The 22547-nt window shown below is 62.1% G+C and carries 26 protein-coding genes and 1 tRNA gene; 13 read left to right on the forward strand and 14 right to left on the reverse strand.

Annotated features, from left to right (window positions below; translation table 11 throughout):
- Window positions 1-225 precede the first annotated feature (225 nt).
- Together ACIQUB_RS14120 and ACIQUB_RS14125 are read left to right on the forward strand one after the other, a co-directional pair.
- Window positions 226-1473 carry an ROK family protein gene (locus ACIQUB_RS14120; RefSeq protein ID WP_113239779.1) on the forward strand — a complete coding sequence of 416 codons (1248 nt, stop codon included), beginning with the start codon at window positions 226-228 and terminating at the stop codon, window positions 1471-1473.
- The gene (locus ACIQUB_RS14125) at window positions 1457-1933 is read left to right on the forward strand and encodes an RbsD/FucU domain-containing protein (RefSeq protein WP_113239780.1); all 477 of its coding nucleotides are present in this window, start codon (window positions 1457-1459) and stop codon (window positions 1931-1933) included. Before ACIQUB_RS14120 ends, ACIQUB_RS14125 begins: the two co-directional genes overlap by 17 nt.
- A gap of 15 nt (window positions 1934-1948) precedes the next feature.
- On the opposite strand, the gene ACIQUB_RS14130 is transcribed toward ACIQUB_RS14125, so the two are convergent.
- From ACIQUB_RS14130 to ACIQUB_RS14145, 4 genes are all read right to left on the reverse strand, one after another.
- On the reverse strand, window positions 1949-2986 hold the full coding sequence (locus ACIQUB_RS14130; protein ID WP_402930355.1) for a 4-hydroxyproline epimerase: 1038 nt from the start codon (window positions 2984-2986) through the stop codon (window positions 1949-1951).
- Window positions 2987-3048: 62 nt separating this feature from the next.
- Window positions 3049-4296 (reverse strand): FAD-dependent oxidoreductase, encoded by a 1248-nt coding sequence (locus ACIQUB_RS14135; protein ID WP_113239782.1) that lies wholly within the window; start codon window positions 4294-4296, stop codon window positions 3049-3051.
- Window positions 4297-4807: 511 nt separating this feature from the next.
- Window positions 4808-5185 (reverse strand): surface protein, encoded by a 378-nt coding sequence (locus tag ACIQUB_RS14140; protein ID WP_113239783.1) that lies wholly within the window; start codon window positions 5183-5185, stop codon window positions 4808-4810.
- A 190-nt stretch (window positions 5186-5375) separates the two neighbouring features.
- On the reverse strand, window positions 5376-5702 hold the full coding sequence (locus ACIQUB_RS14145; protein WP_113239784.1) for a hypothetical protein: 327 nt from the start codon (window positions 5700-5702) through the stop codon (window positions 5376-5378).
- 137 nt (window positions 5703-5839) lie between these two features.
- On the opposite strand from ACIQUB_RS14145, the gene ACIQUB_RS14150 reads away from it, so the two are divergent.
- On the forward strand, window positions 5840-6049 hold the full coding sequence (locus ACIQUB_RS14150) for a hypothetical protein (RefSeq protein ID WP_162737628.1): 210 nt from the start codon (window positions 5840-5842) through the stop codon (window positions 6047-6049).
- Window positions 6050-6080: 31 nt separating this feature from the next.
- Here ACIQUB_RS14150 and ACIQUB_RS14155 read toward each other — a convergent pair whose 3' ends face one another.
- From ACIQUB_RS14155 to ACIQUB_RS14175, 5 genes are all read right to left on the reverse strand, one after another.
- Entirely contained in the window at window positions 6081-6248 is a 168-nt protein-coding gene (locus ACIQUB_RS14155; RefSeq protein ID WP_018898251.1) for a hypothetical protein, read from the reverse strand.
- A 50-nt stretch (window positions 6249-6298) separates the two neighbouring features.
- The gene (locus ACIQUB_RS14160) at window positions 6299-6520 is read right to left on the reverse strand and encodes a hypothetical protein (protein WP_113239786.1); all 222 of its coding nucleotides are present in this window, start codon (window positions 6518-6520) and stop codon (window positions 6299-6301) included.
- Window positions 6521-6740: 220 nt separating this feature from the next.
- Window positions 6741-6817: transfer RNA gene (locus ACIQUB_RS14165), tRNA-Arg, on the reverse strand.
- A gap of 122 nt (window positions 6818-6939) precedes the next feature.
- Window positions 6940-8454: a HAMP domain-containing sensor histidine kinase gene (locus tag ACIQUB_RS14170; protein ID WP_113239787.1), complete on the reverse strand. Its 1515-nt coding sequence runs from the start codon at window positions 8452-8454 to the stop codon at window positions 6940-6942.
- Between the two features lie 155 nt (window positions 8455-8609).
- Entirely contained in the window at window positions 8610-10607 is a 1998-nt protein-coding gene (locus ACIQUB_RS14175; RefSeq protein WP_402930359.1) for a methyl-accepting chemotaxis protein, read from the reverse strand.
- 449 nt (window positions 10608-11056) lie between these two features.
- Between ACIQUB_RS14175 and rpmH the strand changes: the two genes are divergently transcribed.
- From rpmH to yihA, 4 genes are all read left to right on the forward strand, one after another.
- On the forward strand, window positions 11057-11191 hold the full coding sequence (rpmH, locus tag ACIQUB_RS14180) for a 50S ribosomal protein L34 (RefSeq protein WP_065689331.1): 135 nt from the start codon (window positions 11057-11059) through the stop codon (window positions 11189-11191).
- A 20-nt stretch (window positions 11192-11211) separates the two neighbouring features.
- Entirely contained in the window at window positions 11212-11613 is a 402-nt protein-coding gene (gene rnpA, locus ACIQUB_RS14185; protein WP_081619887.1) for a ribonuclease P protein component, read from the forward strand.
- Window positions 11613-13400 (forward strand): membrane protein insertase YidC, encoded by a 1788-nt coding sequence (gene yidC / locus ACIQUB_RS14190; RefSeq protein WP_113239789.1) that lies wholly within the window; start codon window positions 11613-11615, stop codon window positions 13398-13400. The genes rnpA and yidC overlap by 1 nt, the downstream gene beginning before the upstream one ends.
- A 140-nt stretch (window positions 13401-13540) precedes the next feature.
- Window positions 13541-14197: a ribosome biogenesis GTP-binding protein YihA/YsxC gene (gene yihA, locus ACIQUB_RS14195; RefSeq protein ID WP_018898245.1), complete on the forward strand. Its 657-nt coding sequence runs from the start codon at window positions 13541-13543 to the stop codon at window positions 14195-14197.
- A 58-nt stretch (window positions 14198-14255) separates the two neighbouring features.
- Here yihA and ACIQUB_RS14200 read toward each other — a convergent pair whose 3' ends face one another.
- The 3 genes from ACIQUB_RS14200 to ACIQUB_RS14210 all read right to left on the reverse strand — a co-directional run bounded on the left by ACIQUB_RS14200 (window position 14256) and on the right by ACIQUB_RS14210 (window position 16183).
- Complete coding sequence (locus ACIQUB_RS14200) at window positions 14256-14813, reverse strand: fasciclin domain-containing protein (protein ID WP_113239790.1); 558 nt, start codon at window positions 14811-14813, stop codon at window positions 14256-14258.
- A 105-nt stretch (window positions 14814-14918) separates the two neighbouring features.
- Window positions 14919-15647 (reverse strand): anti-sigma factor domain-containing protein, encoded by a 729-nt coding sequence (locus ACIQUB_RS14205; protein ID WP_113196579.1) that lies wholly within the window; start codon window positions 15645-15647, stop codon window positions 14919-14921.
- Window positions 15644-16183: a sigma-70 family RNA polymerase sigma factor gene (locus ACIQUB_RS14210; protein WP_402930363.1), complete on the reverse strand. Its 540-nt coding sequence runs from the start codon at window positions 16181-16183 to the stop codon at window positions 15644-15646. Before ACIQUB_RS14210 ends, ACIQUB_RS14205 begins: the two co-directional genes overlap by 4 nt.
- Before the next feature lie 163 nt (window positions 16184-16346).
- Between ACIQUB_RS14210 and argB the strand changes: the two genes are divergently transcribed.
- Window positions 16347-17234, forward strand: a complete 888-nt coding sequence (argB, locus tag ACIQUB_RS14215; RefSeq protein ID WP_111561606.1) for an acetylglutamate kinase — start codon at window positions 16347-16349, stop codon at window positions 17232-17234.
- 192 nt (window positions 17235-17426) lie between these two features.
- Here argB and ACIQUB_RS14220 read toward each other — a convergent pair whose 3' ends face one another.
- A complete protein-coding gene (locus tag ACIQUB_RS14220; RefSeq protein WP_113237530.1) occupies window positions 17427-18197 on the reverse strand; it encodes an isocitrate lyase/phosphoenolpyruvate mutase family protein in 771 nt (256 codons plus the stop codon).
- A 120-nt stretch (window positions 18198-18317) separates the two neighbouring features.
- On the opposite strand from ACIQUB_RS14220, the gene ACIQUB_RS14225 reads away from it, so the two are divergent.
- From ACIQUB_RS14225 to ACIQUB_RS14240, 4 genes are all read left to right on the forward strand, one after another.
- Window positions 18318-19037 (forward strand): pyrimidine 5'-nucleotidase, encoded by a 720-nt coding sequence (locus ACIQUB_RS14225; protein WP_402930366.1) that lies wholly within the window; start codon window positions 18318-18320, stop codon window positions 19035-19037.
- 110 nt (window positions 19038-19147) lie between these two features.
- Window positions 19148-19789 carry an EF-hand domain-containing protein gene (locus tag ACIQUB_RS14230; RefSeq protein WP_113237528.1) on the forward strand — a complete coding sequence of 214 codons (642 nt, stop codon included), beginning with the start codon at window positions 19148-19150 and terminating at the stop codon, window positions 19787-19789.
- Between the two features lie 136 nt (window positions 19790-19925).
- Window positions 19926-20126: a DUF4160 domain-containing protein gene (locus tag ACIQUB_RS14235; protein WP_402930368.1), complete on the forward strand. Its 201-nt coding sequence runs from the start codon at window positions 19926-19928 to the stop codon at window positions 20124-20126.
- The gene (locus tag ACIQUB_RS14240; RefSeq protein ID WP_113237526.1) at window positions 20119-20532 is read left to right on the forward strand and encodes a DUF2442 domain-containing protein; all 414 of its coding nucleotides are present in this window, start codon (window positions 20119-20121) and stop codon (window positions 20530-20532) included. Before ACIQUB_RS14235 ends, ACIQUB_RS14240 begins: the two co-directional genes overlap by 8 nt.
- Before the next feature lie 7 nt (window positions 20533-20539).
- Here the strand turns inward: ACIQUB_RS14240 and ACIQUB_RS14245 are convergent, their stop codons facing one another.
- Complete coding sequence (locus ACIQUB_RS14245; RefSeq protein ID WP_113237525.1) at window positions 20540-21406, reverse strand: LOG family protein; 867 nt, start codon at window positions 21404-21406, stop codon at window positions 20540-20542.
- A 189-nt stretch (window positions 21407-21595) separates the two neighbouring features.
- Between ACIQUB_RS14245 and dapD the strand changes: the two genes are divergently transcribed.
- On the forward strand, window positions 21596-22456 hold the full coding sequence (gene dapD, locus ACIQUB_RS14250) for a 2,3,4,5-tetrahydropyridine-2,6-dicarboxylate N-succinyltransferase (protein WP_111561602.1): 861 nt from the start codon (window positions 21596-21598) through the stop codon (window positions 22454-22456).
- Window positions 22457-22547: the final 91 nt, after the last annotated feature.

Below are 22547 nucleotides of genomic sequence, written 5' to 3' on the forward strand. Positions count from 1 at the left end.
CCCAGAGTGTAGCCGGACCGCCCCATGGCTGGCCGGAATTTTAAAGCACGAACACCGCCTTCGAATACCGCCGATGGCTTCCTCCAAGCCGTTTCGTGCTGTTTACGACGCTAATTAAGGGCGAAAGAATTTGGCTTGTCAATAAATAAATCCAATTGAATTATTAATTCCTTGTGGCATGCTCGGCGAAAATAACGCATAGGCCGATCAAGGGAGGAATGGCCAATGTCGTCGATGAGAGGTCCGGTTCACTTGCCGGCCCAGCTGCCTGGCGTCAGTCCGGCAGGCGGCGCGAACCAGGTTCGGGTTCGCGCTTACAATGAAAGATTGGTGCTTTCGCTGGTGCGCCTGCATGGCGCGCAGTCGAAGGCGGATATTGCACGCCGCACGGGCCTTTCGGCGCAAACGGTGTCGGTGATCATGCGTGTTCTGGAAAAAGAAGGGCTGCTTTCGCGCGGCGAGCCGATCCGCGGACGCGTGGGGCAACCATCGGTTCCGATGCGGCTCAATCCCGATGCCGTCTATTCCTTCGGCGTGAAGATGGGACGACGCAGCGCCGATCTGGTGCTGATGGATTTCGTCGGCAAGATCCGCATGCAGCTGCATGTCACCTACGCCTACCCCCTGCCCGACCTGTTTCTCGACTTCATCGTGTCAGGTATTCAGGAGCTGGAAAGCCGGCTGAGCGAGGACGAGCGCAGCCGGATCGCCGGTGTGGGCATCGCGGCACCGTTCGAATTGTGGAACTGGGAAGAGGAAGTAGGCTCGCCCAAAGGCGCGATGGACGTCTGGCGCGACTACGACCTGCACGCCGAGGTGGCGGCGAGCCTCCCCTACCCCGTCTATCTGCAGAACGACGCGACCAGCGCCTGTGGCGCGGAACTCGTCTTCGGCATCGGTCCGCAACATCCCGATTTCGTCTATTTCTTCATCGGCTCCTTCATCGGCGGCGGCATCGTTCTGAACTCGGCGATCTTTTCCGGCCGCACGGGGACCGCAGGCGCGATCGGTCCCCTACCTGTGCGCGGCAAGAACGGCGAGACGTTGCAGTTACTGGAGGTCGCCTCGATCTTCGTGCTCGAGAACATGCTGCGCGAGCGCGGCATCGATCCGGAGCCGCTCTGGTATTCGGCCGACGACTGGATCGACTTCGGCGAGCCGCTCGAACTGTGGATCCAGGATACGGCCAAGGCCCTGGCGCAGGGCATCGTCGCGGCCGCCTCGATCATCGATTTCAGCGCCGCCGTCATCGATGGCGGCTTTCCGGCCTGGGTCCGTGAGCGGATCGTGCAGGCGACGATCTACGAAGCGGACAGGCTCGACCTGCAAGGCGTCGTCATGCCCGATATCATCGAGGGCGCGGTGGGGGCGCATGCGCGCGCCATCGGCGGCGCCAGCCTGCCGATCTTCGCCCGCTATCTCACGGACCAGAACGTGCTCTTCAAGGAGGTGGAGAATGCTGAAGGGACTTAACCCGATCCTGAGCCCCGAACTGCTCTCGACGCTGCGCGCCATGGGCCATGGCGACGAGATCGCCATCGTCGACGGCAACTATCCGGGCCTCGAGGACGCACGGCGGCTGATCCGGCTCGATGGGCATGGCATTATCCCGGTGCTCGATGCCGTCTTGAGCGTATTGCCGATCGACGAGTTCGTGCCGGAGGCGATCTTCCGCGCCACCGTGAAGGGCGAGCGCGACAAGCTCGACCCCGTGCACGAGGAGATGATCGATTGCTGCGCGCATTACGAGCCGCACCGGCAGGTCGCGCCTCTGGTAGGGCCGGATTTCTACAACAGGGTGAAGGCGGCGCATGCGCTGATCCAGACCAGCGAGCCGCGCCTTTACGGCAACATCATCCTGCGCAAGGGCGTGATCCATCCGGGCAAGCCGGGCGACAAGAGCAAGGCCCAGGTCGACCCGTTTCCCTACTGACGGATCAGCCGGCAATCAGATCTCGCCGGCCTGCGGCCCCCAGACGTCCGTCAGCGCGAAGCCGCCGGGGTGTGGATCGAAGGGATCGAGCGCCACCTGCGACAGGCCGAAGGTGAAGCCGCGCCCGGTGATCGTCGGGATGACGGCGGGGCGACCGGCGACGGTGGTCTCGGCCAGAAGCTCGACCTCGAATTCGGAATCGATGATCGAGCGCGACTTGAAGACATCGCCGACCTTCGCCTTGCCGCGCGCATGCAGCGTCGCGAGGTTGGCGGAGTTGCCGGTGCCGCATGGCGAGCGATCGGCCCGACCGGGCCACATGGTGGTGCAGGTGCGCACCGTACCATCGGCTTCGCGATCACGGAACATGACATAGGCAACGCCCGATATTTCCGGGATTTCCGGATGGACCACCTCGATATCGCGGTTGATCTTTTCCTTGATCACCATGCCGGCGCTGACGAGCGCGGCGGCATTGGACTTGGCGATCGTCAGACCGATCTGGCCGACATCGACAAGCGCATAGAAGATGCCGCCGTAGCAAAGATCGAGCTTGATGGTGCCCCACTGCTCGGTCTCCAGCGAGACGTCGAGCTCGTGCACGAAGGACGGCACCATTGTCAGTTTGACCTTGTCGCAGCGGCCATCGCGGCAGGTGGCTGTCGCCTTGACGAGGCCGGCGGCCGTTTCCAGCGTGACCACGGTTTCCGGCTCGTGCATCTCGACGATGCCCGATTCGAGCAGCGCCGTGGTGACGCAGATCGAGTTCGAGCCGGAGCTGGCATGCGCCTGATCGGGCTGCAGGATGATGAAGGCGGCGTCGGCATCCGGGTGCTTGGGCGGCAGCAGCAGGTTGACGGAACCGATCGGCGCGCCGCGCGGCTCAAGGCAGAGGAAGCGGCGAAGCTCCTGGCCCTTGGGATCGGTGTTGAGCCAATGCAGCTGCTCGGCAACGGTGTTGCCCGGGATCTTTGGAACGCCGCCGATCGCGACCTTTCCAATCTCACCTTCGGCGTGGACATCCAGAAGCTGGATCGTGCGCTTCCATCTCATCGGTGTCTCCCATCGTCCTAGCCGGCAGGGCGACCCCGTCGCCGCCGGCACTCTGTTATGTCTCAATAGCGGTTAATACGGAACGGTGTCATGTCGACGGCGGGTTTTGCCCCCGTCACCATATCCGCGATCAGCTGCGCGGTGGTTGCCGAATAGGTGAGGCCGAGATGGCCGTGACCGGTCGCGTACCAGACGCCCTGCATTTTCGACGACGGCGAGATGATCGGGATCGTATCGGGCAGCGCCGGACGGTGGCCCATCCACTCTGTCGCATCCTTGACCTGAAGGCCCGGGACGGCGCGCTGGGCATGGCGAACGAGGACGCGGGCGCGGCGGAAATCGGGCGCGGCATCGAGCCCCGCCAGCTCGACATTGCCGCCGACGCGGATACCGCCAGCCGTCGGCGTGATCATGAAGGCGCGGTGCGGCCAGATCACCGAATAGCGCATGGAGACGCCGGGCTGCATGATCTGCGTGTGATAACCGCGCTCTGTCTCGAGCGGGATCGGCTCGCCGAGCTTTTCCGCCAGGAAGCGCGTGTGGACGCCGGCCGCCAGCACGACGAAATCAGCCGCGATACGCTCACCGCTTTCGAGCAGCACGACGGAGGTGCCGTCGGCATTCTTTTCAACCGTGCGAACCGCGCCGGAGAGGAAGGTGGCGCCGCGTTCGCGGGCGGCGTCCGCCAGCTTGACCACCAGGCGATAGGGATCGCGGATGGTCTTGTTGTCGGGCAGCAGAACCGCCTTGGCGATCGACGGCGAGAGCGAAGGCTCCAGATCGCGGATGGCAGCACCTGCGAGCACGTCGAAATCGAAGCCATAGCGACGCATGAAATCGATATGGCCGCGATCGCCTGTAAATTCCGCCTCGGTCTCGTAGATCGCCAGGCAGCCTTCGTCGGTCATCAGCTCGGGTGCCGCGATCGTGTCCAGCATGGCGCGGAAATCGGCGAGCGCCGGGTTCGACAGGCTCATGCCCGCATCCTCGATCTGCCGCAGCCGCGAGGGCCTGCCGGCGGCGATGAAGCGCAGGAACCATGGCGCCATCTTCAACGCATAGGAGGGGCGCAGCCAGACGGGGCCTTCGGGATCGAGCAGCCAGCGAGGGATCTTGCGCCAGGTATTGGGGCCGGAGCCGGCGGCGAAATCGAGTGCGATGCTGGCCATGTTGCCATAAGAGGTGCCGCGCCCGGGCTCGCCCTTATCGATCAGCGTGACCTGCAACCCGCGACGCTGCAATTCAAGCGCGATCGCCGCACCGATGACACCTGCGCCGACAACCGCGACCGTCTGTTTCTTCTCGTTCATCCCTCACCGCCCATTCGCGCGGCGGAGCACACCACCGGCCGCATTGTGATATATCAGAACAGGGGCGACTTCCATCTGAATTTTCGAGATCTGCCGACCGCAGCGACATCACATTGCGTTGGACATGACGATGCAGCCGCACAAGAAAAAATGCCGATGAAGGGTGCAAAGAAGATGGGGAGGCCCAGAATGGAAAAGAGCCCGGTGCGGGAGGAGGTGCACCGGGCTCTTGATCCTGACTGACAACTGGGAGGAGGAGTGTTGTCAGTCCGATGAAGGAGCGCTGGGAGGAGGAGTGCGCTGCCTTCGAGGGGATAGATAGCCCATCGTTTCGATCAGGAATAGGGAGAATACCGCAACGCAGCAATGCGCCAAGCGCATAACACGACCCCTTAGATCGTCATTCGCAGTCGATTCATGCACATCATTTCATCAAACCTGCCAAGATATGAGCAATTCCAGCCACATGGGGCCGAAGGCGGCGGCCTGTGCCGTCGCCTTCGAGACTGACTCACCACTCGTTGCCGCATGGCATGGAGCCGTCGCCATTGGTGCCGCCGAAGGTGCCCTGGCAATAGGTCTGCCTGTGCATTTGCTGCATTGGAGGCTGGGGCTGCATCGGGCTCTCGGTGATCGAGCCGGTGGTCTGGCGGTCGACTCCGAAGGCGGCATCCGGATACCAGTAGCCGTCGTGGAGGCGGGTGCCGGGCCGCTCGGCGCGCGAGCCATGGTAGCCGTGCCAATAGCCCGGCTGCGTCTGCGCCACCTGGATTACTTGAGCCTGCGGCATGGACTGGTCGGCAGGTGCTGCCTGAACAGGCACCGCGGCCGAGAGCGCCGCGATAACGCCAAGCGACAGGACGGACGGGATGTAACGGGAGATTTTCATGATAAACCCTCCTTCAGGATTCACATGAAGAAAATGCCGTCTCAGCTTGCAAAGTTCCGCGCTTGCACGCGCGCTCCAACAGTCGTGATCACAGGCGATTGCGCGTGATCCCGATTACGCCTACGGCGTGATCCCGGTCACGCTTTAGGCGTGACCTCGCTTCTGCTCACTGCGTGATATCGGGCCGCCCCTACTGGTCGTAGACGGCGCGGTAGCCCTGGCTGGAAATGCAGGTGACATACTGACGGCGTGCGGCCGCCCTCGCCTGTGCTTCCTCGTTGGCGGGGTCGATCGCATAGCGCGACATCTGCGCCCGCGCCTCGTATTGCTTGCGCGCCTCGTTATACATGACGTTGCCGTCGGCGACGCAGATGTTGTGGGCGATGCCGGGCGGATTGAGCGGCGGGTCGAGCGTGTTGACGGGCGTCAGCATCGGGCCGTTGGCATGATCGACGCAACCGGCCAGGGCCGTCACCGACGCCAGAAACACCATTCCACGAACCATATTGCTCAGCATTCAATCTCTCCGGCCCACGGCCACGGCATGTCCTGCCCCAAAGGCATCTTGCCGAGACAATCGTCTGGCAACATTGTGCCAAGCTAGCGCCACGCCCGCATCGCGCAGGCGCCAACATCAAGATGGAGGATCAGACAGTGTCAGCTCTTCAAGACGAACACGCACACGATATCCCCACTCACCCGGAGGAGATGAAATCGATCTTCGACCTTCGCGTCGGAAAGCACATCACGCTGCAGGGCAGCGCCAGGATCACGCCCGCCGGCGTCATCAGCACGGGGATCGCGGTGGCGGCGATGACGTTTGCCGTGGGGTATTTGATTTCGTCGGTTGGTCGGCGGCGGTAGGGCGATCAATCAGGCGCGCTCGGTACGCCCCTCACACATAGATCCACCCTTTGCGCACCGCCTCTATAAGCTCGAGCTCGTAGCTATATTCGGCGGCCACGGCAAAGACCTTGATATCGCTGCTGGTCATGCCGATCCCGTGCCGTCGCGAGACATATTCGAAGGTCTCGATCCAATCGAGGCCCGACAAATGCAGCATGGCGATCTCCAGGGTGAAAGGGGCTTCCCGCTTCTTCTTGCGGCGGGCCATCAAGGTTGGAACCCGTGCCGATCGAGCAACACGCGCTCCTGCTCAAACATGCGGGCGGTGAGTTCCTCGAAATCGATCAGACCGGCGGCCGCAAGCGCATAGCAGGCCGCATCCGACGCACACCGGTCCCGCTCGAATCGATCTCGCAGAGATGCTCCCACATGACGAGAGCGGTTCATCAAAACGTCAGTGGCTAGCTGCGCATAGAAATTTGAGTCCATCGGCCTGACCTCGCAACGAATGCGCGGACACACCTGCCCTGCTTCCGTGAGGAAATGCCGGCCTGTGCGACGCTCTGGTGATCGTATGGATTTCGTACCGGGGAAGTGTCTCACGACTCGCAGAGGATGGGAATCGCGGAGATCGGCTTTAAAAATTTAGACGAGCAGAATTCGGCCTTGCTTGAGGTCGTCTCGCTAAATTTTCGTGAGAAAAGAGAAGTGGCGCACCCGAAGAGATTCGAACTCCTGACCCCCAGATTCGTAGTCTGGTGCTCTATCCAGCTGAGCTACGGGTGCGTCTGCAGCGGTGTGTCCCGCTGGCGTGAGCGGTTCTCTAAAGGGTCATCTGGATGAATGCAATAGGGTTTGTAAAAAAAGTGACGTCTTTCTTCGCGAGCTGCCGGGATCGCGGGATTGCATCACTTTTCCAAGAGGCTGCGGCCGCGATAATCGTCCAGCGACACAGGGCGATCGGGGATTTCGATGCGGAACTGGGTGCCGATCGAGGGTTTTTCCACAAGCGCGATGGTGCCGCCGTGGGCGAGCACCAGTTCGCGGGCGATGGCGAGACCAAGCCCCGTGCCGCCGGAGCGGGCGGAGCCACGGAAGGCGGTGAAGAGGTTCTGGCGGGCTTTCTGCGGCATGCCTGGGCCGGTGTCGTCGACTGTGATGCTGACGACGCTGCCGATGCGGTGGGCCGACACGGTGATGCGCCGCGGGCTTGCGCCTGCGTTGTTTGACGTCAGCGCCTGCAGGGCGTTGCGGCAGAGATTGTGGATGACGCGGAACAGCTGTTCGTTGTCGGCATCCACTTCGAGATCGGCGTTGATCTGCTCGACGAACTCCACATCGCTCTGCGGATCGATCGCCAGCATGTCCCTGACATCCTCGACAAGCGTCATCACCCTGACAAGGCGGCGGCGGGGGGCCGATTCGCTGGCTTGGCCGTAAGAGAGAACTTCGGTGGTGTAGCCGACGGCGCGATCGATGGTTCGCAGCAGCTTCGGGGCGAAGCGCTTCACCATGGGATCGTCGACATCGACTAGGCGGTCGGACATCAGCTGCGCGGAGGCGAGGATGTTGCGCATGTCGTGATTGATCTTGGAGACGGCGAGGCCGAGGGCCGCGAGGTTGCTCTGCTGTTTTAGCGTCTTTTGGAGCTGCAGCTGCATGGCGGTGAGGTGGCGGCCGGCGATGCCCAGTTCGTCGCGCCCGCCATCGCCGACGAAAACATGCTGCGGATTTTCGGGATCGGCGGAAAACTGCTGCATGCTGCCCGTCAGCCTGCGGATCGGCCGGATCAGAATGCGGTTGATCGCGAAGAAGACGAGCGTGGCGGTAAAGAGCGATATCAGGATCGACAGCAGGAAGACGTTGCGGGAATAGAGCAGCATCGCATTGCGCAGATGCTTGTCCTTCATCAGCACCTCGACACCGATATTGGTGTCCTGCACCGGCCCGTAGACGCGGATCATCCGGTCGCCGCCGAAGATCAGCGTGTCAAGCGCATCGCGCATGGCGGTGACGGCAGGCACGCTGGTAAGATCATATTGCTCATCGACGGATGCCGGCATGTCCCAGGTGGCGAGCAGGCGCGAGGTGCCGTCCTTGCGCAGCACGATCGCCTTGGTGCCCGTCGCTTCCAGGGTCTGCCGCTGCAGATCGCGCGGCAGTTCCACCGGCTGCAGGCCATCGATGGCGATGGCGGCGGCGGCGGCCGCGTTCAGCCGCTCGTCCAGCCAGCGAAGGCGCATGGAGGCCACCGAGGGAAAGAAGATCAGCACTTCGGCGAGCATGATGCAGACGACCGTCAGCCACAGGAGCTTGCCGGAGATGCCGCCGAACATCCCCGCGGGCCGGCATGAGGACCGCGCGGCGTCGGTCGCCGTCGTGAGTGCTTCGGGAACAGTTTGGCCTTGATCAGGGGCGGGCATCGCTTCTCGTCCAATCGGCGCCATGCGCCACGGATTCAATCTCTATATTAGACGAAACCGCGTCGCTTTCAAATCTTTGCGAGCGGTGCGACATAATGCCGAAACGCGAACGCCGCCCGAAGGCGGCGCTCTTGTTCAGTTTGCACACCAGGAAATCAGAATTCTTCCCAGCTCTGGTCGACCGCGGCGTTGCCGTTGAAGGCGCGGGCAACGTTCCCCATGGCGCGGCGGGCGGGCGAGGCAACCGGGCGGTGCTCCTCGTAGCGGGCGACGGCCACGGGCGCCGCGTGCTGCGCGTTCGACACCTTGAAGCGCGAGATCAGGCGTACGAGGCTGTCTGCTTCCGACGAGAGCTTGTGGGTGGCCGCCGAGGTTTCCTCGACCATGGCAGCGTTCTGCTGCGTCACCTGGTCCATCTGGTTGACGGCGGTATTGACCTCCTTGAGACCGGTCGACTGCTCCTTGGCGGCCGTGGCGATCGAGTGGATGTGGTCGTTGATGGCGTTGACGCGACGCTCGATCTGCGAGAGCGCCTCGCCGGTCTCCTGCACCAGCTTGACGCCGATCTGGACTTCGCTGCCGGACTTGGTGATCAGGCCCTTGATGTCCTTGGCGGCTGTTGCCGAGCGCTGCGCGAGTTCGCGAACTTCCTGGGCGACGACGGCAAAGCCCTTGCCCGCTTCGCCGGCACGCGCGGCCTCGACACCGGCATTGAGCGCCAGCAGGTTGGTCTGGAAGGCGATTTCGTCGATGACGTTGATGATCTGGCTGATTTCGCGCGAGGCCTGCTCGATGCGGCCCATGGCATCGACGGCGTTGCGAACGACGACGCCCGACTTGCCGGCATCGTCCTTGGCCTCGGAGACCATGACGCTGGCTTCCTGGGCGCGATCGGTGGAGTTGTTGACGACGGCGGTGATCTCGTCCAGCGCGGCGGAGGTTTCCTCAAGCGCTGCCGCCTGCTGTTCGGTGCGCTTGGAGAGGTCGTCGCTTGCGGCGCGCAGCTCGTTGGTGTTGCCGTGAAATCCCTCGGCGGTCTCGCGCACTTCGCGCATGGTCGATTGCAGCGTGGCGAAGGTGCTGTTGACGTTCTTCTGCAGCTCGGCGAAGGCGCCCTGGAAATTGCCGCGCATGGTCTGCGTCAGATCGCCTTCAGACAGGCTCGCGATAACACGGCGGGTTTCGCCGACGCCACCATCGACGCCTGATAGCAGCTGATTGATGTTGCTGGCGAACTGGTTGAGGTTGTCGTCCTGGTAGTCCTTGTCGATCCGGCGCGAGAAATCGCCTGCGGCAGCGGCAGCCACGACGACGGACATGCTCGACTGCAGGTCGTCGCTCTTGGCGCGCATGGCGGCTTCCTGGGCGTTCATGCGGCGGACGGCGAGGCCATTCTCCTTGAACACCGCGACGGCGGCGGCCATTTCGCCGATCTCGTCATTGCGGCCGGGGAAAGGAACATCGGTGTCGAAGTTGCCGTCGGCGACATTCTTGATCGCCTCGGTAACTTTCTTGATCGGACGCGAGAGATGGATGGTGCCGACATAAAGGCCCATTCCGATGCCGGCCGCGATGCCGAAACCGGTGATGCCGAGAACCAGCCAGAGGACCGAGGTGCGGAAGCTCTCGACTTCCTGGTTGACGGCGTCGAGCGTGGCCTTGTCGGTAGCGACGATCGCGTCGATCTCTGCCTGGAAGGCCTTGCGGTTGGCGCGGTTGGCGTCGTTGTTGCCCTGCTCGTTGGCGGCCTGCGGGCTGACCTCGGTGCCGAGGCGCGCGGTTTCGGCGCGGAAGGTGCGGAATTCGGCCGAGCGGGCCTTGAGCTTGTTGAACGCATCCATCTGGTTGTCGGGAACCAGCGGCGTCCAGGATGTGATGGTGGCGTCGATCTGGTCGAGTGCGGCGAGCAGACCCTTGGCGAAGCTTGCGGCGTCCTTTGTCGAGGGGGCGCCATAGATGCCGCGCGCTTCCATCACGGTCGCGGTCACGTAGCGGTTCAGGCGCTCGCCGGAATAGGCGCGGCTGGCGGCATCCTCATAGGCGGAGAGATTATTGTTGTAGCGCTGCACGGCCCAAAGAGCAGTGGCGCCGATAACCAGCGCGACACAGGACATGGCGCATACGAGTATGTTGATCTTGCCTCGGATTTTCAAAGGATCCCCCCAATAAGACTAGAGGCCGAAAACTGGATGCCCGGCCGTTAGATCAAATTGCGCTAAAACAATTAATGTTGAATTTCCGATACTTTCGCCGGCTACTATAAAAAATCATCCATGAACGATGGTTGCCGACGCTATTTTTTGCGCGAAAAACGCACAGAGGCTGGATAGGCGCACGTTTGGGCTGCGGAAACGGAATAAAATGATAGCGAGCACGATGTCGGCCGGATGGCGCAATCATTAACAGCATCTGCTAATTTTCACACCCAAGAGGCGAGCAGAGCGGATTCTCCCGGCGATAATTGACTTTCGCGACCTTCGTCCGTATAAGCCGCCGCACGTCCGGTCATATAAGGCTTTTTGAGCCTCCCGCCGTTCGAAAAACAACGCTCCTTGCATTATGCAAATTCAAGAAGGGCCGCACTCCGCGGTGATTAAAATAAATGAAGCGTACTTACCAACCTTCCAAGCTTGTTCGCAAGCGTCGTCACGGTTTCCGTGCACGTATGGCTACCAAGGGCGGCCGTAAGGTCATCGTTGCTCGTCGCGGCCGCGGCCGCAAGCGTCTTTCGGCCTAAGGCCGGAAGTGCCCGATCAGATGACGGGCGATCCGACGACCAAAGATCCCAAAATAACTGCCGGGCGGCTGAAAAGCCGCCCGCAGTTTCTTGCTGTTCGCAATGGCGAAAAACGCAGGGGTGGATTCTTCCTTCTCGAGGTGCTCGACAGGAAGGAACCCGATACCGAAGCCCGCGTCGGCTTCACCGTCACCAAGAAGCATGGCAACGCGGTTGAAAGAAACCGCATGCGTCGGCGCCTGAAAGAGGCGGTACGGCTGCATGCAGGGTTTGCAATGAAGCCCGGACACGACTATGTGGTTGTCGCGCGAAGGGACGTGCTCCAAGCATCCTTCCATCAATTAGCCGCTGAGCTTACGGCTCGCGTCGAGACGAAGCCGAAACACAAGCGGTCCGGAGACGGCCGCCCCAGGAACGTATGATGCAAAACAACCGCAACTACTTCATTGCGATCGCTCTCTCCGTGCTGATCGTTCTCGGGTGGCAATTCCTTTACATGAATCCGCGCATCGAAGCGCAACGCAAGGCCGAGCTTGCCCAGAAGGCACAGCAGACGACCCAGCAGACGCAGACACCGGCCGCCAATGGCGCGCAGACGAACGGCGCTGCTCCGACCGGCCAGGCGCCGGCGACCACGTCGCTGGCTGACGCTCTTGCCAAGAACCCGCGCGTCGTCATCGACACGGCAGCGCTTTCCGGCTCGATCAACCTTGCCGGCGGTCGCCTCGACGACCTGAAGCTCAAGGGCTACCACGAGACCGTGGATGACTCGAGCCCGATCATCACGCTGTTCAGCCCGTCGGAAACCAAGGACGGCTACTTCGCCGAACTCGGCTATATCGGCGACGCCGCGACCGGCAACGTCCCCGGCCCCTCGACGCTGTGGACGGCTCCCGAAGGCGCGAAGCTGACCGAGAAAACCCCGGTTACGCTGACCTACACCAATGACAAGGGCATCACATTCGCCCGCACGATCTCGGTAGACGAACGCTACATGTTCACGATCACCGACAAGATCACCAATGCCGGCCAGGCGCCCGCTGCACTCTCCTCCTACGGCCGCGTGACGCGCTACAACAAGCCCGCCGTCGCCTCGACCTACGTGCTGCACGAAGGCTTCATCGGCGTGATCGGCGAAGACGGCCTGATCGAGAGCAAGTATGCTTCCGTCGAGAAGGAAGCCGTGACGCCGGCAACGGCGACCGGCGGCTGGCTCGGCATCACCGACAAGTATTGGGCCGCGACGATCATTCCGCCGCAGACGACCGCCTACGACGCCCGCTTCAGCCACTTCACGGATGGCCAGCCGCGCTTCCAGGCCGATTACAAGCAGAACGCCGTTACCGTCGCACCTGGCCAGTCGCTCGAACTGAAGAACCTCGTGTTTGCCGGTGCCAAGGAAGTTCCCGTCATCGACGGCTACGAGGCTACCTACCAGATCCCGCGCTTCGACCGCCTGATCGACTGGGGCTGGTTCTACTTCCTGACGAAGCCGATGTTCAAACTAATGGACTTCTTCTTCCGTTACTTCGGCAACTTCGGCGTCGCGATCCTGATGACGACGATCGTCGTCAAGGCGCTGTTCTTCCCGCTCGCCAGCAAGCAGTACGCTTCGATGGCGAACATGAAGCGCGTGCAGCCGAAGATGGAAGAGCTGAAGGCGAAGTTCGGCGACGACCGCATGGGCCTGCAGCAGGCGACCATGGCGCTCTACAAGGAAGAGAAGATCAACCCGATCGCCGGTTGCTGGCCGATCGCGCTGCAGATCCCGATCTTCTTCTCGCTCTACAAGGTGATCTACATCACCATCGAGATGCGCCACGCGCCGTTCTTCGGCTGGATCCAGGACCTTTCGGCGCCCGATCCGACCTCGTTCATCAACCTGTTCGGCCTGCTGCCCTTCGCCGCTCCGACCTTCCTGCATCTCGGCGTCTGGCCGCTGATCATGGGCGTCACGATGTTCCTGCAGATGCGCATGAACCCGACCCCGCCGGATCCGACGCAGGCGATGATCTTCAACTGGATGCCGCTGGTCTTCACCTTCATGCTGGCAAGCTTCCCGGCCGGTCTGGTCATCTACTGGGCCTGGAACAACACGCTGTCAGTCATCCAGCAGGGCGTCATCATGCGCCGCCACGGCGTGAAGATCGAGCTCTTCGACAATCTGAAGGGGCTGTTCAAGCGAAAGCCGGCGCCGACAGAGAAATAGCAAAAGCCCCGGTTCGCCGGGGCTTTTTCCTTTGTGGCACCGGGATGCTTCTCGCGACGATCGGGGCTGCCGGTTGACAAAATCGCCCGAAACCTGAATGCCATAAGTTCACTGGAATTGGACGCGCTGGAAAAGGCCGAATGACCGACAATAAAGACAAGCCGCTCTTCGGCCGCCCCTGGATCTTCATCCGCGGTGTGCCCTCCCTGAAGTTCCTGCCGCCGGAAGGGCCGGCCGAGGTGGCCTTTGCGGGCCGCTCGAATGTCGGCAAGTCGTCGCTGATCAACGCGCTCGTCGGCCAGCATGGCCTGGCGCGCACCTCGAACACGCCGGGGCGTACGCAGGAGCTGAACTATTTCGTGCCCGAGGGCTATTCGGGCGAGGCCGGCGATCTGCCGCCGATGGCGCTCGTCGACATGCCCGGTTACGGCTATGCCAAGGCCCCGAAGGAACATGTCGACGCCTGGACCAAGCTGGTGTTCGACTATCTGCGCGGCCGCGCGACGCTGAAGCGCGTCTATGTGCTGATCGACAGCCGCCACGGCATCAAGAAGAACGACGACGAGGTGCTCGACCTGCTCGACAAGGCCGCTGTCTCCTATCAGGTGGTGCTGACCAAGACCGACAAGATCAAGCCGCCGGCGGTGGTGAAGCTGCTTGCCGAGACGGCCGAAAAGATCAAGAAGCGCCCCGCCGCCTATCCCGGGATCATCGCCACCTCGTCCGAAAAGAGCGAGGGGCTGGACGATCTGCGCGAGGCAATCGCGCTCACCGTCGGCGCCGATCACTGGAAATGAGGTGGAGGCGCCCCAGTGGTGTTGACAGGGCGCCCCCGTTTGCTGCCTGAACTCAAGATTACATCTTCGGCAGCAAGACCTTGTCGATGACGTGAATGACGCCGTTCGACTGCTTGACGTCGGCGATCGTGACATGGGCAACGCCGCCGCTTTCGTCGGTCAGCGTGATCTTGCCCATGCTCTCCTTGGCCTTCAGCACGCAGCCGCCGACCGTCTTGATGTCATGCTCGCCGCCATCGTCCTTGATCATCTTGGCGACGGTCTTGGCCATGGCATCGGCAGCCACGACATGGCAGGTGAGGATCTTGGTGAGCTTGGCCTTGTTCTCAGGCTTCAGCAGCGTGTCGACGGTGCCGGCAGGCAGTGCCGCGAAGGCTTCGTTGGTCGGCGCAAAGACCGTGAACGGACCCTTGCCTTCGAGCGTCGAGACCAGGCCGGCTGCCTTGACGGCGGCGACCAGCGTCGTGTGATCCTTCGAGTTGACGGCATTTTCGACGATGTTCTTGGTCGGATACATGGCGGCGCCACCGACCATCGGGTTCTTGGCCTGCGCGGCAAAGGCGATTGCGGATACGGCGACTGCAAGGGCTGTCGTGCGCAGTGCGGACTTGATCATGACTGGTTCTCCTCATCCGTCCGCTCGCGGTCGCCGGCTGAATGCATCAGCGTCGCTGGGACATGAGGATCTACGGAAGGTTGCCAGAAAAAGTTTCAGCCGATCTTACGGCCGGTGCGCGGCACCGCTCGCAACCACGGGGCCGGTCGGCGCGCCCGTCGGCGAGCCGCCGAAGGGTTCGAGGCTGACCGCGAAGCTCGTGCCCTCGCCGATGGCGGAGCGCATGTCCACGGGGATGACCAGTTCGCCATCGCCGCCCTCTCCCGCCGCGAAGATGCCGAGCGATTTCGGCGTGCCGCCTTCGGGTAAGAGCCAAAGCTCGAGCGACTTCTCCTCCGGCTTGCCCGCGGCGACCGGAATGATCCGCATGCGGCCGGTCTGGGCCTCGTAGGAAGCAAGCAGATTGACCTGGCTCGCCGGTCCCGACAATTGCGCGACCAGCGGCGGGACAGTCGGCTTCAGCGGCGATACCGTCGCGACCGTCAGCGACAGGGCGGCCGACGTGATGACGAGCGAGACGGCGGCGAGACAGCGCCAGAAGAAAAGGGAATTCCAGACGCCCCTGCCCGGCGCAACAGCCTGCTGCGGGGTGCCGAAAAGTCGGGCTTCGACCTGCTTGAATGTTTCCTGGCCGGGGGTGACGGCGTCATAATCGTCGTTGAAGGTGGAGAGGTTCGCCTCCCAGCGGCTGACGATCGCCGCGAACTGCCGATCGACCCGCATGCGGTCCTCGACGACACGACGATCCTGGAAAGAGAGAACACCGAGAACATACTCACCGGCGAGTACCTCATCGCGGGAGCGACCTCCCTTGCTTTGATCGGACGACGTCATCGTTCCAGGCACTCTCTCAGCTTCAATAGGCTGCGCCGCAGCCATGTGCGCATCGTGTTCAGGGGCACGCCGAACTCACCGGCCAGTTCATGATAGCTCAGCCCTTCGACATAAGCCCGTCTGACCGCCACCGCACGATCAGCTTCCAACTGTTCCATGCAGGTGTCAATCCGCCTTCCTTCATCGCGGATCACAGTTGTCGCTTCCGGATCAAGTTGGCTGTCTGCGAGATCATAGGCACTGTCCAATTCGTCGGCTACCGGCTTGCGGCTTCTCAGGGTGTCGATCGCCTGGTTGCGCGCGATCGCCGCAAGCCAGGACGAGGGCGTTCCCGAGGAGACCGCGAAAGCGGAAGCGCGTTGCCAGACCTTGATATAGACCTCCTGCAATGCTTCCTCCCCCTCCGTCTTGTCCTTCAAGATACGCAGGCAGATCGCAAAAAGTTTCGGGCTTGTTTCACGATACAGAGCCACGAATGCCTTTCGGTCGCGCATTGCAACCCGGCCGATCAGTTCGGCGATTTCCTCGCTCGTCATGCCGTGTCTCTTCCCCAATGTCCTTCCCTAACTATGGGTGTTCGGTCACGCTTGGCAAGACGTCGGCGTCTGGGCAAATTGCGCGAACTATCGGGCCATTGATTATTCCATCTGTCAAAAACTTGGGATAAAAGGCCGCAACCATTTTTCTGCGGGGTATCCGATGACCGAGACCGAAAGCGAAATCCAGGCACGGCTGCTGGCGCAGGCGCTGCCCTTCATGCAGCGTTACGAAAACAAGACGATCGTCGTGAAATACGGCGGCCATGCCATGGGCAATCCCGAGCTCGGCAAGGCCTTTGCCAGCGATATCGCGCTTCTCAAGCAATCGGGCGTCAACCCGATCGTCGTGCACGGCGGCGGACCGCAGATCGGCGCGATGCTGACGAAGATGGGCATCGAATCGAAATTCGAAGGCGGCCTGCGCGTCACCGACGCCAAGACGGTCGAGATCGTCGAAATGGTTCTCGCCGGCTCGATCAACAAGGAAATCGTCGCGCTGATCAACCAGACGGGCGAATGGGCGATCGGCCTTTGCGGCAAGGACGGCAACATGGTCTTCGCCGAAAAGGCTCAGAAGAAGATCAAGGACCCGGACAGCAACATCGAGCGCGTTCTCGACCTCGGCTTCGTCGGCGAAGTCGTTGAAGTCGACCGCACGCTGATCGACCTTCTGGCCCGCTCGGAAATGATCCCCGTTATCGCCCCGGTTGCCCCAGGCCGCGACGGCGCGACCTACAACATCAACGCCGACACGTTCGCCGGCGCCATTGCCGGCGCGCTCAACGCGACGCGCCTCCTGTTCCTCACCGACGTCCCCGGTGTGCTCGACAAGCAGGGCAACCTGATCAAGGAACTCTCGGTCTCGCAGGCCCACCAGCTGATCGCCGACGGCACGATCTCCGGCGGCATGATCCCGAAGGTCGAGACCTGCATCGACGCGATCAAGGCCGGCGTGCAGGGCGTTGTCATCCTCAACGGCAAGACCGCCCATTCCGTGCTGCTCGAGATATTCACCGAGCGCGGCGCGGGTACGCTGATCGTTCCGTAAGGGCGGTATTTTTCTGTTGCGGTCGGGGTGAAGTCCCCTCCCCAACCCCTCCCCACAAGGGGGAGGGGCTAAGTCGTTGCGCCCTCCGTCATCTCACACCATCAGCGTCTGTCGAGAGGCTTCGGCTTCATGGAGAGGGTGCGCCCAGCAAGCCCCTCCCCCTTGTGGGGAGGGGTTGGGGAGGGGTCTACCTCATAGCGCCCCGTAAACCGCCGCAGCCGCTTCCTTCAGCTTCTCCATCATCGCCCGATACGGCCCCGGCCCATAGCTGACACGGCTGACACCAAGCTTGGCCAGCGTCTTCACATCAGGCGCACCAGGCCGCATCATGATGTTGACCGGCAGCGGTGACGCCGCGCAGATCTTCTCGATCAAGGCTTCATCGATCAGCCACGGCACGAAGAAGCCATCGGCACCGGCAGCCGCATATGCCTTGCCGCGCTCCAGCGCTTCCTCGACCAGACCGGCATGCTTCGAAAGATCACCCTCGCGCAGAAACAGGTCGGTGCGCGCATTGATGAAGAACGCAACCCCGCGACGATCCGCCATCTCGCGGATGGCGCGGATGCGGGCGGCCTGTTTCTCCACCGGGTGCAGTCCGTCACCGCCCACCACCTGATCCTCGAAATTGATGCCGATCGCGCCGGCATCGATCAGCTGTTCGACATTGGCGGCAGCACCTAAGGGATCGGCGGAATAGGCGCCCTCGAAATCGACGGAGAGCGGCAGATCGTTGACCGCGGTGATCTGGCGGGTCGTTGCAACCAGCGCCTCCATCGGGATCTTCTCGCCATCGCCATAGCCCTGCGCGGCTGCGACCGACCAGCTTCCGGTCGCCAGCGCCTTGGCGCCCGCCTCGGTCACAGCCTTTGCCGTTCCGGCATCCCATACATTGTAGAGAACGACAGGATTGCCCTTCTGGTGCAGCGCGCCGAACGTCTTTGCCTTCTCAGCCTGATTCATCTTCGCCTCCTCATTTCGTGTGCCGGAAAGCTAGTGCGATCACGTCAGCCGATCAATCGGCCGGCGTGAATGGTCGCATTCCGGATTTCAATCGAAGGCGACGCGTGGCATAAGGCAAGTATGAGCAAGATCGATCGCACGCCCACCCATTCCGACTTCTCGCATGTGACAGAGTGGGTCTTCGACCTCGACAACACACTCTATCCGCATCACGTCAATCTCTTCGCGCAGATCGACAAGAGCATGACGGCCTATGTCTCGACGCTGCTGCAGATGGAGCGGGAAGAGGCGCGCAAGCTGCAGAAGCAGTATTATTACGATCACGGCACGACGCTGCAGGGGCTGATGATCCACCACGGCGTCGATCCCAACGACTTCCTCGAGAAGGCGCATGCGATCGACTATTCCAGCCTGACGGCGCAGCCGGAACTGGGGGCTGCGATCAAGGCGCTTCCCGGCCGCAAGTTCATCTTCACCAACGGCAGCGTCAAGCATGCGGAGATGGCGGCCGGCGCGCTTGGGATTCTCGACCACTTCGACGACATCTTCGATATCGTGGCGGCCGAGTTCGTGCCCAAGCCGGCGCAGCAGACCTACGACAAGTTCACCCAGCTGAAGCGCGTCGAGACGCAGAAGGCTGCGATGTTCGAGGACCTGCCGCGTAACCTGATCGCGCCGAAGGCGCTTGGCATGCAGACCGTTCTGCTGGTGCCCAACAATCTCGAGGACACGGTTGTCGAGTGGTGGGAAAAGACCAGCGGCGAGGACGATCACATCGACTTCGTGACCGACGATCTCACTGATTTCCTTGGTAAGATTACGCCCAATATTACCGACTAAATTACGAAAGTTTCATCCAGCTTACCGATGTTTAACTGGGTAATCGGGCTTGCCCGCCCTACCTTTTCGTCTGTGATCCCCAATGAGATTGCACACTGAAAGGAACCCAAATGTCTCGGAACAAGCTGATACTGGCCGCACTCTCCTCCGTCTTGATTGTCGGTGCCGCAGCCGGCACCAGTGTTGCTGCGCCTCACGACAAGAAGCACCATGGCCCCAAGCCGCATCACATGATGATGGGCGGCGGAATGCGCGGGCCGGTGATGAGGGAAGTCGTGTTCGTGCGCATGCTGCAGCAGTTCGACACGAACAAGGACGGCCAGATTTCCAAGGACGAAGCCCAGAAGGGCATGGAAACGATCTTCGCGGCAATCGACACCAACAATGACGGCTCGCTGACACCGGGCGAAATCCGCAAGTATCACGAAGCGCAGATGGCCAAGATGAAGGCACCCGCCGACGACATGGCGGCCGATGACGAAGCCCCGCCATCCCCGCCGCCGGCTGATGCCGACGCTGGCCAGCCCGCACCGCCGCAGGACGAAGCCGGTCGTGGCCCAGGGCGCCACGGCATGCGCGGCCCCGGCATGATCCGCGAACTGATGATCATGCAGCGGATCGACACCGACGAGAACGGCCAGATTTCCAAGCAGGAAGCCGAAGCCGCCTTCGACAAGTTCTTCACGCGGATGGACACCAACAAGGACGGCGTCATCTCGATCGCCGACATGCCTCAGCGTCCATTCCTGTAATAACGGGCCTGTAAGACGGGAACCGACCGACAACCGAGCCCGCCGCGACCATCGCGGCGGGCTTTTTCGTCCGATTGAAATACCCAAGTTGTTGGGTTATTCTTTTGGGATGGTCACGGTCCTACGTCAGCATGGAATGCGCTTCGTGATCTACACGGCGGATCATGAGCCTGCGCATGTTCACGTCATCGGAGACGGGGAAGCGCGCATCGACATCATCGATCTCAAAGTCATAACGCAGGGCGGGATGTCCGACCGCGACGTGCGCCGGGCGATTGCGGTCGTGGAAGAGAACCGTCAACTGCTGCTCGATACCTGGAGGCACTATCATGGTTGAGGTCACCGACGCCGAACTCGCGCAGGCAAAACAGCGCTGGGAAGCGGAGCGCGCCGAGCGGCCGATACCCGCATCGGTTCGCTTCGATGTCGCTTCGGAGCGCGTCATCCTGGATTTCACCAATGGTGCATCGTTCATCTTCCCCGCGCGCGCGTTGCAGGGATTGGAAGAGGCGACAGTGGCGGAGCTTGCGGAAGTCGAGCTGCTTGGAGAGACCGGCCTTCACTGGGAAAGCCTCGATGCCGACTACGCGATTTCAGGTCTGATGAACGGCGTGTTCGGAACCAGGAGTTTCATGGAAGCGCAACGCCGTGGCGGGCAATCCCGCTCGCCCGCGAAGGCGGCCGCAAGCCGGGCGAACGGCGCCAAGGGCGGCCGGCCGAAGAAGGCCGGCGACGCCCCCTGAGAGCACCCTATTCCGGGTGTTCGTAGAATTCCTGGATGATCTTCCAGGCGGCGTCGGCGGTGTCGACGAAGCTGATCAGGTCGACGTCATCGGGCGCGATCGTCCCGAACTCGGCCAAAGCCTCGAAATTGATGATGCTCTTCCAGAATTTTGCGCCGAAGAGGATGAGCGGCATCTTTTCCATGCGGCCGGTCTGGATCAGCGTCAGGCATTCGAAGAACTCGTCCATCGTGCCGAAGCCGCCGGGGAAGACGGCGATTGCCTTGGCGCGGACCATGAAATGCATCTTGCGGATGGCGAAGTAGTGGAAATTGAAGCTGAGCTCCGGCGTGACATAGACATTCGGCGCCTGCTCGTGCGGCAGCACGATGTTGAGGCCGATCGAGGGGGCGCCTTCGTCCGCCGCACCGCGGTTTCCCGCTTCCATCACGCCCGGGCCGCCGCCGGTGACCACGACATATTCGTGGAAATCGAAGCCGGCCGCGTATTTCGAGCACAGGCGGGCGAACTTGCGCGCCTCGTCGTAGTAAACGGATGCCGCTTCGAGATTGGCGCGCTGCGTATCGTTGCGGGCCGCCCAGGCGCTCTGGCCGGGCGCCGGAATGCGGGCGCCGCCGAACATCACGACTGTCGACTTGATGCCGCGCTCGGTGAGCAGCATTTCAGGCTTCATCAGCTCCAGCTGCAGGCGGATCGGCCGCAATTCCTCGCGGCACAGGAAGTCCTCGTCGGCATAGGCAAGGCGATAGGCCGGCGACAGGGTCTGCGGCGTTTTCGGCACGGCTTCGGCGCGCTGCTTGTCGGTCTCGCTTGATTTCAACGGATCCCAGACGCCGTCCTTGCGCCGCAGTCTGCCGTTTTTCGCCTTTGCCATTCCAATGCCTTTCAGTCCTGCCGGCAGTGCAGCCGGTATGTCGTTTTGTAGCAGTGATCGGGAGCTAACCGGTCCCGAAAAATCATTCCATTTTAGCCTTGCATGCGATAGAGCAGATCGCATCCCGCCAATCACAATTCCCGGAGGCCTTGGCCTCCAACGATAAAGATCGAAGTTTAAGGAATTCTCATGAGCGCCACCGACCTCTCCGCCCTCGAAAAGACACTCGAAGCCGCCTTCGACAACCGCGACAGCGTCAACACCTCGACCAAAGGCGAAGTACGCGACGCGGTCGAAACCGCGCTCGAGCTTCTCGACGGCGGCAAGGTGCGCGTTGCCGAGCGCGGCGCCGATGGCGCGTGGAAGGTGAACCAGTGGCTGAAGAAGGCCGTTCTCCTCTCCTTCCGCCTGAACGACATGGAAGTCGTCAAGGGCGGTTCGGGCAACTCGACCTGGTGGGACAAGGTGCCCTCGAAGTTCGAGAACTGGGGTGAGAACGAGTATCGCTCCGCCGGCTTCCGCGCCGTGCCGAACTGTGTCGTGCGCCGCTCGGCCCATATCGGCAAGAACGTCGTGCTGATGCCGTCCTTCGTCAACCTCGGCGCCTTCGTCGACGAGGGCACGATGGTCGATACCTGGGCCACCGTCGGCTCCTGCGCGCAGATCGGCAAGCACGTGCATCTCTCGGGCGGCGTCGGCATCGGTGGCGTGCTGGAACCGATGCAGGCCGGCCCGACCATCATCGAAGACAATTGCTTCATCGGCGCCCGCTCGGAAGTCGTCGAAGGCTGCATCATCCGCGAGGGCTCGGTTCTCGGCATGGGCGTCTACATCGGCAAGTCGACCAAGATCGTCAACCGCGCCACCGGCGAAGTCTTCTACGGCGAAGTACCGCCCTACTCCGTCGTCGTCGCCGGCTCCATGCCATCGGGCAACGCCACCATGCCGAACGGCCTTGCCGCACCGCACCTCTACTGCGCCGTGATCGTCAAGACCGTCGATGAAAAGACCCGCTCGAAGACCGGCATCAACGAACTGCTGCGCGACTAATTCAGCTTCTATCCGGTGCCGCGCGTGACAAAACTTATGCGCGGCATCGCACCCTGGCTTGCCCGATATCAGGCTGCCGTAAGCGAACGGC

Origin of the sequence: Rhizobium sp. NPDC090275 (assembly GCF_044772225.1) — a bacterium.
Taxonomy (GTDB): domain Bacteria; phylum Pseudomonadota; class Alphaproteobacteria; order Rhizobiales; family Rhizobiaceae; genus Rhizobium.